Annotated in this window: 16 protein-coding genes, 1 tRNA gene and 1 rRNA gene; 6 read left to right on the top strand and 12 right to left on the bottom strand. The window is 63.3% G+C overall.

Translation table 11 applies throughout. The features are described 5' to 3' along the window. Positions 1 to 64 precede the first annotated feature (64 nt). The 9 genes from ehuA to ehuR form a co-directional block, all read right to left on the bottom strand. A complete protein-coding gene (gene ehuA, locus ACS5Q0_RS03920; RefSeq protein WP_473125291.1) occupies positions 65 to 874 on the bottom strand; it encodes an ectoine/hydroxyectoine ABC transporter ATP-binding protein EhuA in 810 nt (269 codons plus the stop codon). Next, positions 871 to 1,563 carry an ectoine/hydroxyectoine ABC transporter permease subunit EhuD gene (ehuD, locus tag ACS5Q0_RS03915; RefSeq protein WP_473125290.1) on the bottom strand — a complete coding sequence of 231 codons (693 nt, stop codon included), beginning with the start codon at positions 1,561 to 1,563 and terminating at the stop codon, positions 871 to 873. The genes ehuA and ehuD overlap by 4 nt, the downstream gene beginning before the upstream one ends. Continuing rightward, a complete protein-coding gene (ehuC, locus tag ACS5Q0_RS03910) occupies positions 1,560 to 2,225 on the bottom strand; it encodes an ectoine/hydroxyectoine ABC transporter permease subunit EhuC (RefSeq protein ID WP_473125289.1) in 666 nt (221 codons plus the stop codon). Before ehuC ends, ehuD begins: the two co-directional genes overlap by 4 nt. A 70-nt stretch (positions 2,226 to 2,295) precedes the next feature. Then, positions 2,296 to 3,138 carry an ectoine/hydroxyectoine ABC transporter substrate-binding protein EhuB gene (ehuB, locus tag ACS5Q0_RS03905; protein WP_473125496.1) on the bottom strand — a complete coding sequence of 281 codons (843 nt, stop codon included), beginning with the start codon at positions 3,136 to 3,138 and terminating at the stop codon, positions 2,296 to 2,298. Positions 3,139 to 3,301: 163 nt separating this feature from the next. Next, the gene (gene doeB, locus ACS5Q0_RS03900) at positions 3,302 to 4,321 is read right to left on the bottom strand and encodes a N(2)-acetyl-L-2,4-diaminobutanoate deacetylase DoeB (protein WP_473125288.1); all 1,020 of its coding nucleotides are present in this window, start codon (positions 4,319 to 4,321) and stop codon (positions 3,302 to 3,304) included. Next, the gene (doeA, locus tag ACS5Q0_RS03895) at positions 4,318 to 5,499 is read right to left on the bottom strand and encodes an ectoine hydrolase DoeA (RefSeq protein WP_473125287.1); all 1,182 of its coding nucleotides are present in this window, start codon (positions 5,497 to 5,499) and stop codon (positions 4,318 to 4,320) included. Before doeA ends, doeB begins: the two co-directional genes overlap by 4 nt. Beyond that, complete coding sequence (eutC, locus tag ACS5Q0_RS03890) at positions 5,496 to 6,509, bottom strand: ectoine utilization protein EutC (RefSeq protein WP_473125286.1); 1,014 nt, start codon at positions 6,507 to 6,509, stop codon at positions 5,496 to 5,498. The genes doeA and eutC overlap by 4 nt, the downstream gene beginning before the upstream one ends. Then, positions 6,506 to 7,498 (bottom strand): hydroxyectoine utilization dehydratase EutB, encoded by a 993-nt coding sequence (gene eutB / locus ACS5Q0_RS03885; protein ID WP_473125285.1) that lies wholly within the window; start codon positions 7,496 to 7,498, stop codon positions 6,506 to 6,508. The genes eutC and eutB overlap by 4 nt, the downstream gene beginning before the upstream one ends. 310 nt (positions 7,499 to 7,808) lie before the next feature. Then, positions 7,809 to 9,203, bottom strand: coding sequence for a MocR-like ectoine utilization transcription factor EhuR (ehuR, locus tag ACS5Q0_RS03880; protein WP_473125495.1), 1,395 nt, complete (start codon positions 9,201 to 9,203; stop codon positions 7,809 to 7,811). Between the two features lie 129 nt (positions 9,204 to 9,332). On the opposite strand from ehuR, the gene ACS5Q0_RS03875 reads away from it, so the two are divergent. From ACS5Q0_RS03875 to ACS5Q0_RS03855, 5 genes are all read left to right on the top strand, one after another. Beyond that, positions 9,333 to 9,812 (top strand): Lrp/AsnC family transcriptional regulator, encoded by a 480-nt coding sequence (locus ACS5Q0_RS03875; protein ID WP_473125494.1) that lies wholly within the window; start codon positions 9,333 to 9,335, stop codon positions 9,810 to 9,812. Positions 9,813 to 9,903: 91 nt separating this feature from the next. Continuing rightward, complete coding sequence (locus ACS5Q0_RS03870) at positions 9,904 to 10,149, top strand: BrnA antitoxin family protein (protein ID WP_473125284.1); 246 nt, start codon at positions 9,904 to 9,906, stop codon at positions 10,147 to 10,149. A gap of 209 nt (positions 10,150 to 10,358) precedes the next feature. Continuing rightward, a complete protein-coding gene (locus ACS5Q0_RS03865) occupies positions 10,359 to 10,760 on the top strand; it encodes an MAPEG family protein (RefSeq protein ID WP_473125283.1) in 402 nt (133 codons plus the stop codon). 1,143 nt (positions 10,761 to 11,903) lie between these two features. Then, complete coding sequence (locus ACS5Q0_RS03860) at positions 11,904 to 12,512, top strand: hypothetical protein (protein ID WP_473125282.1); 609 nt, start codon at positions 11,904 to 11,906, stop codon at positions 12,510 to 12,512. A 71-nt stretch (positions 12,513 to 12,583) separates the two neighbouring features. Further along, positions 12,584 to 12,811, top strand: coding sequence for a DUF6894 family protein (locus ACS5Q0_RS03855; protein WP_473125281.1), 228 nt, complete (start codon positions 12,584 to 12,586; stop codon positions 12,809 to 12,811). 143 nt (positions 12,812 to 12,954) lie between these two features. On the opposite strand, the gene ACS5Q0_RS03850 is transcribed toward ACS5Q0_RS03855, so the two are convergent. Then, positions 12,955 to 13,368, bottom strand: coding sequence for an SET domain-containing protein (locus ACS5Q0_RS03850; protein WP_473125280.1), 414 nt, complete (start codon positions 13,366 to 13,368; stop codon positions 12,955 to 12,957). Between the two features lie 830 nt (positions 13,369 to 14,198). Between ACS5Q0_RS03850 and ACS5Q0_RS03845 the strand changes: the two genes are divergently transcribed. Next, the gene (locus ACS5Q0_RS03845; RefSeq protein WP_473125279.1) at positions 14,199 to 15,344 is read left to right on the top strand and encodes a hypothetical protein; all 1,146 of its coding nucleotides are present in this window, start codon (positions 14,199 to 14,201) and stop codon (positions 15,342 to 15,344) included. 219 nt (positions 15,345 to 15,563) lie between these two features. On the opposite strand, the gene ACS5Q0_RS03840 is transcribed toward ACS5Q0_RS03845, so the two are convergent. Next, positions 15,564 to 15,640 (bottom strand) — tRNA-Met (locus ACS5Q0_RS03840). Between the two features lie 140 nt (positions 15,641 to 15,780). Further along, positions 15,781 to 15,879, bottom strand: a 5S ribosomal RNA gene (rrf, locus tag ACS5Q0_RS03835); the annotation flags it as partial.

Genomic DNA, 15,879 nt, shown 5'->3' with positions numbered 1-15,879 from the left:
TAGCCCGTCATGCGGCGAGACAGTTTCGGTTCTTCGGCCGGGAGGCCGAGACTCTCTCTGTTTTTCACGGCACCGACCGGAGACTTTCTCGCGCCGCGGCGGGCGGCTGCTCGCCGAGGATCGAGCTCAGGAACTCGCGGGTGCGCGGCTGCTGCGGGTTGCTGAACAGCAGTTCCGGGTCGCCCTGCTCCACGATGCGGCCCTTGTCGAAGAAGCAGACGCGGTCCGACACCTCGCGGGCGAAGCGCATCTCGTGCGTGACGAGGAGCATGGTCAGGTCGTGCTCCTGCGCGAGGTTGCGGATGACGCCGAGCACCTCGCCGACGAGCTGCGGGTCGAGGGCGGAGGTGGGCTCGTCGAACAGGAGCACGCGCGGGCGCATGGCGAGGGCGCGGGCGATGGCGACGCGCTGCTGCTGGCCGCCGGAGAGCTGGCTCGGGAAATGGTCCTTCTTGTCGTAGAGGCCGACCATGCGCAGCAATTCGGTGGCGCGGCTCTCGGCCTCCTCGCGTTTCATCTTCAGGACCGCGACGGGGGCCTCCACGATGTTGCGCAGCACCGTCATGTGCGGGAACAGGTTGAAGCTCTGGAACACCATGCCGACATTGGCGCGGATGGTGTGAAGGTGCTTCTCGCTCGCCTTGAACGGGCCGTGTCCGTTGGGCTCGTGATAGCTGATCCCGTCGATCTCCAGATGGCCCTCCTGGAAGGGCTCCAGCGTCATCAGGATGCGCAGGACCGTCGACTTGCCGGAGCCCGACGGGCCGATGAGGGTCACCTTCTCGCCGCGCTGGACCTCGAAGTTGAAATTGTCCAAAACGGTCAGCGCGCCGAAGCGCTTGGTGACGTTCTCGAAGCGGATAATCGGTGTCATCGCAGGGGAATCCCACTTTTGGGCAGGGCTCTCTCGATCAGGTAGATGAGGGCCGAGCAGATGAGCGTCATCGGCAGGAAAATGAGGCCGACCATGGAGAGCGGCACGAGATATTCGAAGGTGCGCTCGCCGATCATGTTGGCGAGCCCCAGCATGTCGAGCACGGTCACGACGGAGAGGACCGGCGTTTCTTTCAGCATCGACACGAGGTAGTTGCCCATAGCCGGCACGATGCGCGGGATCATCTGCGGCACCACGATGTCGCGGTAGGTCCTCAGCCGCGTCAGGTTGAGGGCGGTCGCCGCCTCCCATTGCCCGCGCGGCACCGCGTCGATGCCCCCGCGATAGACCTCCGACGTATAGGCCGAATATTGCAGCCCGAGCGCCAGCGCTCCGGTCATGAAGGCCGGAAGCACGATGCCGAAATCCGGCAGCACGTAATAGAGGAAGAAGAGCTGGACGAGCAGCGGCGTGTCGCGGACGAACTCGGTGAAGCCCGCCACCGACCAGGAAATGACCTTGAACCGGCTGCGGCGCAGAAGCGCCAGCACGAGGCCGAGAACGAGGGCGATGGCGTAGCCGACCGCCGCCGCCTGAAGCGTGACCAGAAGGCCGATCCCGAGGATCGGCAGAATGGACAGCGCGAAGGTCAGCGGCGTCGTCGTATCCCAGGCGTAACCGTACATCATGAATGGGCGCTCCGGGGAAAGGCCGGTCCGCGCCGCAGCTTCATCTCGATGAAGCGCACGGCCAGCATCATGCACAGGGCAATGATGAAATAGCCGGCCAGGGTGAGGGTATAGACCGTCGCGCTGTCGAGGGTGATGTTGCGCACGGACTGCGCCTGAAAGGTCATGTCGGCGATGGAGATCAGCGAGACCAAAGCCGTGTCCTTGAGGTTCTGGATCGCGAGATTGCCGAAGGCCGGCATCATCTCGATGATCGCCTGGGGCATCGAGATATGCCAGAGCGTGTAGGTCTTGCTGAAGTTGAGCGCCCGCGCGGCTTCGAGCTGCGTTTGCGGCACGGCGAGCAGGGCGCCGCGCACCACCTCGGCCCCGAAGGCGCCGGTGAGCAGCGACAGGGTCATGATGCCCGTCGTGATCGGATCGAAGGAGATCCCGATCAGCGGCAGCGCGTAATAGAACCAGAACAGCTGCACGAGCAGCGGCGTGCCGCGAAACAGCACGATATAGACGAAGGCGATGCCGGACAGAATCCGGTTGCTCGACGTGCGCGCGATGCCGGCGGCGAAGGCCAGGATCGCGCCGAGGGCGATCGATGCGAGGGAGATCGTCACCGTCACCTGCGCCCCCTTCAGGAGGGGGACGAGATATTGCGTCCATGTCATCGTCGAAACTCCTGACGGGTTGTCCACCCGGCGAAGCCATGCTCCGCCGGGCGGTTCGAACGATGCCGGATTACTTTCCAGCGCAGAGGTCGGCGACGGACTTCGCCGCCGCGGCCTTGATGCTCTCGTCGCTCAGGCCATAGGAGGTGAGGATCTTCCGGTAATCCTCGGTCTTGCGGAATTCCACGAGCGCCTTGTTGAACGCGTCGTGAAGCTCCTTGTCCTCGAGACGGAACGCGAAGCCGCCATAGTTGCGCACCGGCTTGCCGTTGACGATCGGGTCGGTGAAGGGCTTCACCTGCTCCACGCCTTCGCTGCCTTCGGCGAGCTTGGAGACGGTGAGCTCGGTCGCCGCATAGGCGTCCACGCGGGACTGCACCGTCGCGGGCGCGTCGGCATTAGCCTGGATGATGACGATCTGGTCGTCCTTCACGCCGACGGCGCGCAGGAAGTCGATGTTGTTGGCGCCCGAGACGACCGCCACCTTGAGGGACGGATCCTTGGCGATATCCGCATAGGTGGTCAGCTTCTTCGGGTTGCCCTTCTTCACGAGCAGGCCTTCGCCGTAGCTGGAATTCGGCTCGGTGAACGCCACCTGCTTGCAGCGCTCGGGCGAGATGTTCTGCTCGGCGGCCGCGAAGGCGAAGCGGCGGGCCTTCAGGCCGGGAATGAGCGTGCCGAACGGCGTCACGGTCCAGTTCACCTCGTTGACGCCCATGCGCTTGAAGACCGCGATGGCCACATCGGGGCCGATGCCCGCGGCCGTGCCGTCTTCCTTCATGTAGCCGTAGGGCACTTCGTTCGCCGTCGCGCCCTGGATGTATCCGGCGCTCTTCACCTCTTCGAGGGTGAGCGCCTGCGCTCCCCCGATGGCGGCTGCGAGAGCGAGAGCGGCGACGCCGTAACGGATCATGGTCTTCATCTGTTCTTCTCCTCTGGTGTTCTCAAGCCGGATGTGATGTCGAGCCCACATCCGATGCTTCGACTTTTTGGTTTCGAGCATCGTTCCACGGTCGATGCTCCGATCTCCGCGTGCCGGTTGATCCGGCTTGCAGCGATGTCGCTGGCGGTCGGGTTTAGGTGTCCTCCTCCACGGTTGCGACAACGGCGAGGCAATCGCCGGTCTTGATGAGGCCCGGGAAATGCCGGGCGGCGAGAATGCCGTCGAGGGCCGCCCGGTATTCGGCCGGAGCCTGTCCCGTGCGCCCGACGGGGTGAATCCTGGCGATCACGTCGCCCTTGCGGACAGGATCGCCGAGATCGACGCAAGGTTCCATGAGGCCGTCGTCCTCCGCGAAGCGGAAGCAATCGGCCGACGGCATGTCGAGCCAGCGCGTCGGCCCGGTGTCCGGCTCGCCCGCGACGATCCCCGCATGCTTGAGCACGTTCATGACGCCGCGCTTGGCGATGCCGATTGTTCTCGCCGAGGCCGTGCCGCCGCCCGAAAGCTCCGTGGTGACGAACACCTTGCCCATCTCTTCCGCGGCGGTGTCGTACATGCCCACCGCGTCGATCTCGATCATCCGCATCGAATAGGGCGCCGCGAAGGCCGCGACCGCATCGAAGCAGCGCTTCTCCTGCGCCTTGTCGGGCAGTTCGTGCGCGGCCGCATAGGGCAGGAAGTCGAGGGTGCGCCCGCCCGAATGGAAATCGAGGACGATGTCGGCGAGCGGCAGAAGATGACGCTGGAAGTAATCGGCGATCTTCTCCGTCACCGTGCCGTCGGGGCGGCCGGGGAAGCTCCGGTTGAGGTTGCCGCGATCGATCGGCGACGTCCGCGTCCCCGCCCGGAACGCCGGATAGTTCATCGCAGGCACGATGATGACGCGGCCCTGGACCGCATCGGCGCGAAGCGTGCGGGCGAGATCGAACAGGGCCACCGGCCCCTCGTATTCGTCGCCGTGGTTGCCGCCGGTGAGAAGCGCCGTCGGCCCGTCGCCGCGCTTGACCACCGTGATCGGGATCATCACGGAGCCCCAGGCCGAATCGTCCCTGCTGTAGGGCAGGCGCAGGAACCCGTGCTGCACGCCGTCAGCGTCGAAATCGACGCTGGGGCTGATCGGGGAGGGGCGCTGGATCGGGGCGTGCACGTTCATGGCTTCACGAAGAGCTGGCGCGGCACGTTGGAGAGGCATTCCACGCCCGTTTCGGTGATGAGAATGCTCTCGGTGATCTCCAGGCCCATGTTTTCCAGCCACAGCCCCGTCATGAAGTGGAACGTCATGCCGGGCTTCAGCTCGGTTTTGTCGCCGGGGCGCAGGCTCATGGTGCGCTCGCCCCAATCCGGCGGATAGCTCAGGCCGATGGGATAGCCGGTGCGGTTGTCCTTCACGATGCCGTAGCGCTTGAGAACCGCGAAGAACGCGTTGGCGATGTCCTCGCAGGCATTGCCGGGCTTCGCGGCGGCGAGGCCCTCCTCCATGCCTTCCAGCACGGCCTTCTCGGCGTCGAGGAACGCCTGTGTCGGCTTGCCTAGGAAGACGGTGCGCGAGAGCGGGCAGTGGTAGCGCTTGTAGCAGCCCGCAATCTCGAAGAACGTGCCCTCGCCCTTCTGCATCGGGCGGTCGTCCCAGGTCAGGTGCGGGGCCGAAGCCTCCTCGCCCGAGGGCAGGAGCGGCACGATGGCCGGATAATCGCCGCCGTAGCCGTCGACGCCGCGCAGGCCCGCATCGTAGATCTCGGCCACGAGATCGCATTTGCGCAGGCCCGGCTCGACCGTCTCCAGAATGCGCCGGTGCATCGCCTCGACGATGCGGCCAGCCTTGCGCATGTAGTCGATCTCGGTCGCGCTCTTGACCGCGCGCTGCCAGTTCACGAGCGACAGGGAATCCTTGAACGTGGCGTTCGGCAGATGCTTCGTCAGCGACAGGAAGGCGGCCGCCGAGAAATAGTAATTGTCCATCTCGACCGCGATGACGCCCTTGTCCCAGCCGCGCGCCTCGATGATGCCCGACAGGTAGTCCATCGGATGGCGCTCCGTCGACTGCACGTAATGGTCGGGATAGCCGATGATGTTGTCGTAGGCGAGATAGGCGGTGCGCTTCGCGCCGTTGGCGTCCTGGCCCCGGCCGAACCAGATCGGCTCGCCGTCCGGGGGCACCAGCACGCATTGATGCACGTAGAACGACCAGCCGTCGTAGCCCGTCAGCCAGTGCATGTTGGACGGATCGGTGACGATCAGGAGATCGATCCCGGCTTGTTCCATCGCCTTTCGCGTCTTGGCGAGGCGCTCGGCATATTCCGCTCGGCTGAAATTGAGATTGGGCGCGCTCACAGAAGGTCTCCCGTTGGTTTCTTGGTGTCGATGGATCGGCCCGCTCCGGCCTGACGGGCGCGGGCATGGGCCAGGGTGGCGATGGCGGTGTCCTGCACGCCCGTTCCGGTGAGATCGCAGAGGGTGATCTCCTCGGGATCGGTTCGGCCCGGCGCCTGTCCGGCGATGACCTGCCCCAGTTCAGGGAAGGAGCGGCCGGCTTCGATCAGGCCCGTCTTGATGGCATGGTGCAGTTCGCCGAGGCGGCGCGTCTGCGCCACGCTGTCGGCGATGTAGCGGGCGCGGGCCAGGATCGCGGGATCGATCTCGTTCTTGTGCTCGGAATCGGAGCCCATGGCCGTGACGTGCTGGCCGGGGCGCAGCCACTCCGCCTTCAGAATCGGTTGTTCGGCGGGCGTCGTCGTGACGATGATGTCCGCGTCCGCGCAGGCGGCTTCCGGATCGCGGACGGCTTCGACATCGATGCCGAGGGAGGCCGTGAGGTCGCGCGCCGCCGCCTCGGCCTTGGCGGCATCCCGCGCCCAGATGCGCGCCTGCCGGATCGGCCGCACGAGCGTGAGGGCCTCCAGTTGCAGGCGGGCCTGGATTCCGGATCCGAAGATCGCGGCCTTCTGCGCATCCTGCCGCGACAGGTGCCTGGCGGCCACGGCTCCTGCGGCGGCGGTGCGCACGTCCGTGAGGTAGCCGTTGTCGAGCAGCAGCGCCTGGACGAGGCCGGTCTTGGTGCTGAACAGGATCATCAGCCCGTTGAGGCTCGGCAGGCCGAGCTTCGGGTTGTCGAAGAAGCCCGGGCTCACCTTGATGGCGAAACCCTCGAGGCCGGGCACATAGGCGGTCTTCACGTCGACCTCGCCGCGCTGCTCGACGATGTCGAGGCGCAGGATCGGCGGCATCACGACGGGCCGGGTTGCGAGCGCCGCGAAGGCCTCCTCGACGCAGTCCACGGCGCTCGAATCGAGTCGCACGATTTTGCGCAGGTCCGGTTCCGTGAGCACGAGCATTTCAGTCACCGGCTTCCCCCTTCTGCGGCTTGTGCCGAGGCGTTCACGATGCGCGCATGCAGCGCCTCGTCGATGTTGCGTCCCGAGACCAGGGCGACGGTCGGGCCTCTCACGGCGACCTTGCCCGCCAGGAGCGCCGCGATTCCGACCGCGCCCGCTCCCTCCACCGTCTCGCCTTCTTGAGCGAAAGCGTGGCGGATGCCTTCGGCGATCTCCTCCTCCGACAGCAGGACGACGTCATCGAGCAGGTCGCGGCACATCGCGAAGGTGTGGCGGTTCTCCAGGCCGATGCCGCCGCCGAGCGAATCGGCGAGCGTTTCCAGTTCCTCCACGAGGACGGGCTTTCCCGCCTGGAGGCTCGCGTGCATGGCCGCTCCGCGCGCCATGGAGACGCCGATCACCCGCGCCCGCGGGAGCCTGCCCTTGACGGCGGCTGCGACGCCCGCCGCCAATCCGCCGCCGGAGAGGGGCACGAGGACGAGTTCGGTGTCGGGGCGGGCGTCTGCGATCTCCAGGCCGATCGTGCCCTGGCCCGCGATGACGTCCGCATGATCGAAGGGCGGGATGGCCGTGAGGCCCTCCTCGCGCACGAGGCGGTCGACCTCTTCCTGCGCGTCATCCTGCGAGCGGCCGACGATGCGCACCTCGGCGCCGAGCGCGCGCACCGCGTCGACCTTGTTGGCGGGCACCAGCGCCGACATGCAGATCACCGCCCGCACGCCCTCGGCCTGCGCCGCGTGGGCAAGCGCGCGGCCGTGATTGCCGGTCGAGGCCGTCACGAGGCCGCGCCGCCGCGCTTCGTCGTTGAGCGAAAGAACCGCGTTCGTCGCGCCGCGCAGCTTGAAGCTGCCGGTGAGCTGATGATTTTCGAGCTTGAGGGAGACGGGAGCGCCGCAACGGGCGGAGAGGCTCGGGGACGAGACCAGCGGGGTGGGCCGGATGCGGCCGGCGATGCGGCCCTGCGCCTCCACGATCCTGTCGAGCCCCACCGTGGTCATGGCCGGGAGCTCCCTGCGACGAGGCGGCGGGGAGCGGTCGGGGCGGGGCCTGCGCTCCAGGCCTCACATTGACCTGTTCCGGGACCGGTAATCCTTACGTGGACCGCGTGCATCCATCACCTCTTGTCAGGACAAAGCGATGGTGTGGCGCACCAAGTTTCATGTCAATGTTTATATTGTCATGAAACAATTATACGCGCGGATGCGGCGGATCGACGGAGGCGAGGCGCGTTTCTACGCGCGGTCCGCGGCGGCGATGCGCGTGCTTCGGGCGCAAATACGACGCCTTGGCGCGCGTTTACGCGCACGTTTATGCGATGGTGCCCGCGTCGAACACGGGCGGCAATTGATCGAACGTCTCGGCGATGGCCTGCAGCGAGCGGCCGAGCGTCGCGTGGGACAGGCGTCCGCCGATGCAGATGCGGATGCCGCCGGGGCTGTCGTCGCCCGACCGGAACGGGTCGGAGGGCGTCACGGCGATGTTCTTCTGGGCGAGCATCCGCACGAGGCCGTCCTCGGTCCACCGGGGCGGCACCCTCAGCCAGGCGCAGAGCGACAGGGGATGGGTCTGGGCGAGGTGGTCCTTGAGGACCTCCGCCACCAGGGCCTGCCGCGCCCGGACCTCCTTGCGCTGCAAGGCGATGAGCCCCTGGGCGGTGCCGTCCTCGACCCACAGGGTCGCGAGTTCCGCCGGCAGGTTCGTGGCGCTCCACGACGTCACGCGCATGATGCTCGCGACCCGGATCGTGTATTGCGAAGGCACCACCAGGTAGCCGACCCGCAGGCCGGTCAGGACCGATTTCGTGAAGCTCGTCACGAAGAAGCCGAGGTCGGGAAGGAGCTCGGTGAAGGAGGGGAGCGGCGTCTCCAGGAGGGGCTTGTAGACCTCGTCCTCCACGACGAAGACGCCGTAGCGGCGGGCGACCTCCGCGACGGCTTTCCGCCGTTCGGCGCCCATGACGTGGCTCGTCGGATTGCCCAGGGTCGGGACGAGGACCAGGGCCGTGACGCCGCCGGCCGCGCAGGCCTCCTCGAACGCCTCCGCGAGGATGCCCTCCCGGTCGGTGGGCAGGCCGCGCAGGGTGAAGCCCAGCACGTTGGAAAGCCCGATGATGCCGTGATCCGTCAGGTTCTCGGTCAGCACGATCTCGCCGGGGCGGACGATGGCGGCGACCGCCAGGAACAGGCCGTGGGCCGCCCCGTTGGTGATCAGGATGCGGTCCGTCGCGGCCTCGACGCCGAGGCCCCGGAGCCAGCCCTGCGCCGCGGCCCGGTGGCGCTCCAGCCCGGCGATGGGGCGGCACGGGCGCATGAAGGCGCTGGTGTCCCCCTGGGCGAGCTGGCGCAGGACCGCCCGGGACGCGTCCTCGTGGGCCTCGGTGTAGATCGCCCTGACGATGGAGAGGTCGACGATCTCGCCCGGGTCCCGGTCGAGCATGAAGCGGTCCGCCTTCTCCGTGACCCGGCTGCGGACGAAGGTGCCCCGGCCGACCTCGCCCCGCAGGTAGCCGCGCCGCTCGGCCTCCTTGTAGCTGAGGCTCACCGTCTGCACCGACACCCCGAGCTGCCGCGCCAGGTCTCGATGGGTCGGCATGCGCGCATGGGCCGGCAGGATCTCCGCATCGATATCCGCAATGATCCGCTCCGTCAGAAGCCTGTGCTTCGTGACCCCCTTGCGCTTCGTCAGTGTCGGCCGCCAATCCACGACGGGCCCTTCCGCAGAGTGGATGAAGGCATCCCGATCAGCCCGGGGGCGAGGCAGCTCACGCATAGGATTGTCTCAAGCGATTGCAATGGAGTAATCATTACATTGTATTGGGGCTCTGGAATAGTCATGAAACTCGATAAAATCGACCTGAAAATCCTCGCGGCCCTCCAGAGCGATGGCCGAATGACCAAGTTGCGGCTCGCCGAGGCCGTCAACCTGTCGCCAACGGCCTGCTGGGAGCGTCTCAGCCGCCTTGAAAGAAATGGGGTGATTACCGGCTACACGGCCTGCATCAACGCTGACAAGCTGGCGCACCGAACAACGGTTCTTGTCGAGATTATGCTCAAGAGCCACCAGCAATCCGATTTCCAGCGCTTTGAGGCGGTTGTCCTCAAGGAACCCGCTATCGTCTCCTGCGATGCGACAGGTGGCGGCGTCGACTACATTCTCAAGGTCGTCTCAGAGGATATCGATTCCTACCAGCGCTTGATCGATAAGATGCTGAGGCTCGATTTAGGGATCGAGCGATATTTCACGTATGTGGTGACAAAAAACGTGAAGGCCGCCGATCCGCTCCAGGGCATGCTGTCGATAGAGGCGGGGTAGGGAACTGAGGACTGCGAGTTGATCTGACCTGAACCGGGCTTTGTGGTATGATGAGAAACAAACATGCCTCGATACTCGATAGGAGCGTAACATGCCGAGACCACCAGGAGGACGCCGGCCGGTTGATCCCATGAAGGCTGCTGAGGCCGCCTTCAGGAAAGTCACAACGAAACCGGTCGAAGGGCCCGTCAAAGCGGCCCCGATCCCAGGCGTGAAAGAGACCGTTACATTACGCATCGATCAGGATGTGCTCGAATTTTTTCAGCAGGATGGTCCCGGATGGCAGGACCGCATCAATGCAGCTCTCCGAAAGGCCTCGGGGAAGTCCGAGAGTTGAGAGGCGCTCCTTGCCCGAGCCTAACTCTTAATCGAGACATTCGCCGAATGGCTCAGGCCTCAGAGCTGCAACCGAGGGCCGGTCGGGGTTGCGTCTGACTGTGATGAAAGGTTGCGTCGACAATTGTGGTTAGGCCATGAGGCCCCTGATTGCCCGGTTTCCCCAGCGCCCCATAATGGATCCTTGGCATCAGTCAGCCAGCGGTAGCCATGACCACCGAGCTTGCATGTCTTGCCTGGACGCTCGTTCTTGCTCTCATCCAAATCCTCCTTCCTGCCATGTTGCGCACAGGCGAGACCGGCGTGAGCTACAATGTGAGTGCGCGCGACGCTGAAGGGCCACCCGTCGGGAAGATCACAGGACGCCTTCAGCGCGCCCAAAGAAACCTCTTCGAGACCTTGCCCGTCATCGCCGCCGCCATCATCATCGCTCATGTCGCTGGCCGAGACGGTGCTCTGACCTGGTGGGGGGCAGTGCTCTATTTCTGGGCGCGCGTCGTCTACCTGCCTCTTTATGCCTTCGGGATTCCCTATATCAGAACACTGGTATGGCTTGTGTCTCTGCTCGGGATCATCCTGGTCCTGGTTGCTATCCTGCGTCCTGGTGCGTGACCCGGAGAAAATACGGAAGTGGTCACGCCGAGTGCCGCTCGGTAGTCTCATCAATCAGCAGGCGATTTGGGCCCCGGTCATGTGAACAGGCGTAATGGGTTTGACGTCTCGACCACTGACAGTACATGTCAGGCGTGCCTCTGAACGGCATTGAGGGCCCTTCGGGGGGCCAACTCTCGGCCCTACGGAAAACTGAACCGTTACTTCTCCTGGAGCCGTTTCGAGGAAACCTTCCACCGAGGACAGCCAGGTTTGGGCGACAAGGTCATCCGTGGCACGGGCTTCATTCAGGGCCTGCTCGACGCAGGCAGCAGCAGCATCCTCGGGGCGGAGAGGCTCCGGCGCGACTGGCGCCGCAATTGCCGATGCCGTTTCAATATCCGGTCCGTGCGTCCCGGCGGATAGGTCAGGTCCGGAGGTCTCCGGATCACCACGGAACCCGTTGACCACCGAAAGCGCCAGAATGGCGAAGATCGACACTTGGATCGGGATGCGCTTCAGCTTGCTGAGAAGCGGAGCGCGACTGAAGAGAACCGCTCTGTAAATATAAGCGAATACGGCAATGAGTAGAATGAGAAGGATCGTTCGGAGCATAGGGGATCGTGCCTGCGCGAAATCGTGCGATGGGATCGGCTTATCGTGGGAACTCTGTGAGTCTAGCGCAGGATCCGTGATTGGATCCGGTCGGTCCCATTTCCAGCTTTCACGGTTAACGATGTCTGAAGAAGCACCTGTTGAAATAGGCTTTTGCGACAATCCATGATCCGCCGCTTGGTCGAGACGCGCAGTCGACCCGCTGACTCAAAGCGATGCGGCTTATACGACTAGGGTAGAGCCTTCTGGCGACTCGGCATGTTGGGAGGCGCAGCCCGTTTAGCTTTGGAAGCCGGAGCGCCAGCTCTGGGGGCTGCGTGTCTTGTGCTCTTCTCACCGGAGTTTGGAAAGCGAGGCTCTCATCGGCAGCGGGGGGAACTGTTCTTGCCGGTCAGCCGGTTCGCTGCGGAGAACGCGCTCGTGTCGCGTGCGGTCTGTCGCGCGTAATCCTTGCATGCGGGAACATAAGCCTCTGCTCAGCGCTGCGGCGATTAACTGCCCCCCATACAAAGCACCCGCTTCTCGTGGAAGAGTGCAGGATGCGAGGGAATGCTTATCAAAAAAGGTGCAAGGGAAGAGTATGCAGTCGGTGCATCAGCCTCGTACAAAGCGTATTTTATGCTGCTTTTCTTTTGTGTTGCCTCTTGGCGGTTGTCGAGTTCTGTTAATATCTTCTCAATGGCTGAGCATGCTATCCTTTCTATTGGGAATTGGGGGCGACAGATGACGGAAGATGAAGTTGAGGCGGTCGCGCAGGAGCTTGCAAAGGTGGGGGGCTCCTCGTGGTATCCCGGACGTACCACCGGGCCAATCCTAAGGGCTGTCAGCGAGCGGTATATAGATAGAGCTCGGGTCGCGATCGCTGCCCTCGATCGTTTCAGAGCCGCAGCGAATGCCGGTTTGCACTCGAAGGAGCCCGCGCCGGAGAGAGGGATGCCCACGGATAGGGCTCACACGCAGCAGCTCCAAATTGGAACGATCGTCGTCTATCGGCCGCCGGGCGATCAAAGAGCGATTTCCTGCAGGATAGAACGGATAGAGGCTCATCAAGCCTACCTTGTTCCTGTTCCCCAACCGGTCATCGGCTGGGTGTCTCTGGAGAGCCTTCAGCCCATGAATGTCCATGACAGCTCTGCCGGGCCAAAGGATTCGGCTTAGCGCTCCATTCCTGTTGTCGATGATTGCTGCTACAGGCAGTACCTTATTGTGAAGGCTCCAAGGATCTGTCGATGCGTTGTTTCTTCCACCTCGTGAATGGTGCAGAAACTATCCCGGACGATACGGGGATCGAGGTGAACAACCTCGAGACCGCTCGAGCTTGCGCCTTGGAAGTAATCAACGATCTGAGGCAGGACGCTGAGCATGAGCCTCAGGACTGGAGCGGATGGAGCCTGAACATCGTCTGTCCGGAGGGAAGTGTCCTTGACTCTATCACTCTTGGCATTTCCCTTCACTGATATGATCAAGTAACGACTGGAAAGCTGCTGCGCCTCTCCGCTGTCTAGGTGCACTACTGGCATCCCAAGGGTCTCGGCGGCCCTCGAACATCGCGAATGGCGAAATCGCTCATTGAGCAGTCGTCATCAGAAGACCAGGGTCCTTATTTCCTCGAACGGGCAGCCATACAGGCCCCGCACTTGCAGCCGATCGGCTTAATAAACGTATCGAAATAGTTTCGGCCATAGTTATAGGTAATTTCATCACCCGGCCTGATACGCTTGACGGCTTTGATACGGATCCGGCCTCGGGACACCACGGCCTCGGCATTCGGGCGACAGGAGTGATTGATATAACGAGCGATGTTCCACCGCGGCGATCCATCGATCGTCCAGCGGCTATTGACCTCGAAGAGATAGCGCGTGCTTCGCCGGCGACCGACCTCTTCGTGTGAGAGGCGCGGGCCCACATACTCGATGATGAACGCACCCTTTTTGATTTCGTCGGTCGCAAACAGGCCCAGGCCGGTGAGGGACCGGCCGATCCGGAAGGGCTTTTCTGAGGTTTCGGCTTTCATAGCAAGAAAAGCATTTCACTCGTTGGAACGGATGGCGACGTCTATGATCACTCTGAACCTGATCGGCCGGCCTCAAGGCAACGGCTGAAGCCGGCTGTTGGTTCTAGATTGTCCGTTCCGGCAATGCGTGAACGGACTATTCCGCATGGCATATGGAACACCGCTCTACAAGTCCCCGGCGCAAGCGTTCCGGTGATCGCCTTCGTCATGCACACGTCAGGCAATTCCAATTGAGATGATTGCATGGAAGAATTGTGGCACTCCGCTCGGCTTGAACGACAGAAGCGTTGTTGAGTTTTCGAGGAAAGCTGACTACAGATCTGGCGTGTTCCAAATCGAACAATTGCCATGCGTTTGCACTTCAAGTCCATCATATCGCACCGGCCAGTCTGGCGAAGTCTCGACTTCGCCGGAAGTCGTCGTCTGCTGAAGTACGAGCAGAAGCAGCGACCTGATTTCGGATCCGCACCCTCGCCGCAATCGATGGGCCTGCCACCAATCGGCACCATCAGCATGGTGCCTTACCCCTTACAGTCGGCATAGACGTTCATTGTCGCCGGCTGAAACCGGCGGCCTCCTCTCATTCCGCATCTCCTTTTGACTGTGATGCAGGACCGCCGGGATCCCAGCCTCACTGAAAGAAGGAGAACCCTGAAGTGAACAGGGTATGGACGGAAGAAGAACTCGAAATTCTGCGCCAGGACAGAGCGGCAAAAGTTCCTGTACCCGTGACTGCTGCGAAACTCGGGAGACCGGTGCCTGCAACCTATGCCAGAGCGCGTCTGATCGGTACTCTCGTCCAACCCCATCAGCCATGGGACGAGGCCAGCATGGCGCGCCTGCGCGCCTTAGTGTCATCTGATCCACCCATGACGGATAAGCGCATCGCGGAAGAGCTTGGGCGAACCGTGACTCAGATTCGCTGGAAGATGCAGGATCTTGGATTGATCGGCGTCAGAGATCTTTCGAAGCTTGCAAAAATTACGGCATCCGAAACGTCTCGGCCGCAGGCGGCAAAGCCTGCAGCGCAAAAATCTGTACCACAGAGGACGATCCTACCCGCACGCACGGCAGCTCCCGTCAGACCAGCAGAATCCGGACACAGGGTGCAACCCGCTCACGTAGCGCCTCCCGCGCCAGTCGACTTTCGCACTGCTTTGGAGCTTGCTCTCAAGCGCCTTGAGGCCACACTGTCAACGCGTTTGAAGAACTCCGTCTCGGAGGCGGAAGCAGGCATGGTGAGGGCTGCGACGGATGCCATCGCAGAGAAGCGTCGCATTGACCTGCGCCTTGCCGATCTCGGCAAGCAGATTGCGACTGCCAAAGGCGAGCAGATTGCAGAAGCTGGGCGTATGAAGGTTGAAACCAGGAGCGCCGAGGCGGTCATATCCGTGAACCCTCGGGTACGCGATGACGCATCAACTGTCGGCAAAAAAGAAATAACTTCGATCAACGCAAAACGCGCAGCGTCCAAGCCGGTACCCAGGAAGGTAGTTGGCTCCGCAGCGCCTGGTGCGTCTCAGGCTGCGGCTCCTCGCCGAGTGCAGCTGTCGCCACCGGCTCCAACCCCGAAGATCGTCGTGGTGGATACGCCCGCCGCCGTGCGGCCGGAAGCGGACGTGAGCGCGGAGCCCGCTCAGGTGTCGGGACGGGGAGGGTGGAAGTCCGTCCGCCGGGATCCGGCACGCGTCATGGCTCAGGCGAAAGCCAAAGCGAAGGCGACAAGTCGCGCGGATGCCGTCGATCTTGCTTTGGCTGCTCAAGCCGCCATTGATCGGTTCATCCGCGAGCGCGGTGTCACGAAGACGGAGACGAATGGAGTTCAAGCTCTCGTGTCCCGTCTACAGGCGCGGGGCTACATTGTCGTGCAGGATGGTGGTGGCTGGATGATCGATCAGCGCCATCGCGTCGACGGCGAATCCGCTCTCATCGAGTTTGCAGCAGCGCGCGGCATTTCGTTGGATTTGGCTGCGTGACGCCAGAAGGCGCGGTTCATGCGCGGCCGGAAGACGGAAGTAGCATCAATGCCGCGGCGTCTTTGTTGCTTCCGTCTTATTTTGTCGGCACTTGTCTGGTTTGGGCGGCGTGGTGTCGGGTGCGGGCGCAGTGGCGTTGAGTTTGTGGGGTCGCTGTGGCGGGTTCCAGACGAGTAAAAACCCTCGACGGACGAGCCGTTCGAGGGTTTTCGGGATCGTTGGTTGCGGGGACAGGATTTGAACCTGTGACCTTCAGGTTATGAGCCTGACGAGCTACCGGGCTGCTCCACCCCGCGCCATTCGGGCCTGGATCGCGGGCGATCCAGGCAATCTCGCGCATCTGTCAGCCCCAAGGCTTACAAATGCAAACGCGGCGCTTAAAAGGCGCCGCGAGAAGCATGGTCGAACATCATAAAGAGGCGTTTGTCCTTGGCAGGCCCGGCAATGACCTACTCTCCCGGGTCTTGAGACACAGTACCATCGGCGCTGAGGAGTTTAACGGCCGAGTTCGAGATGGGATCGGGTTCTTGGCTCC

The organism is Microvirga sp. HS2 (assembly GCF_055792805.1).
The sequence above is the reverse complement of the archived record's forward strand: the minus strand, read 5'-3'. Positions and strand labels throughout refer to the sequence as shown.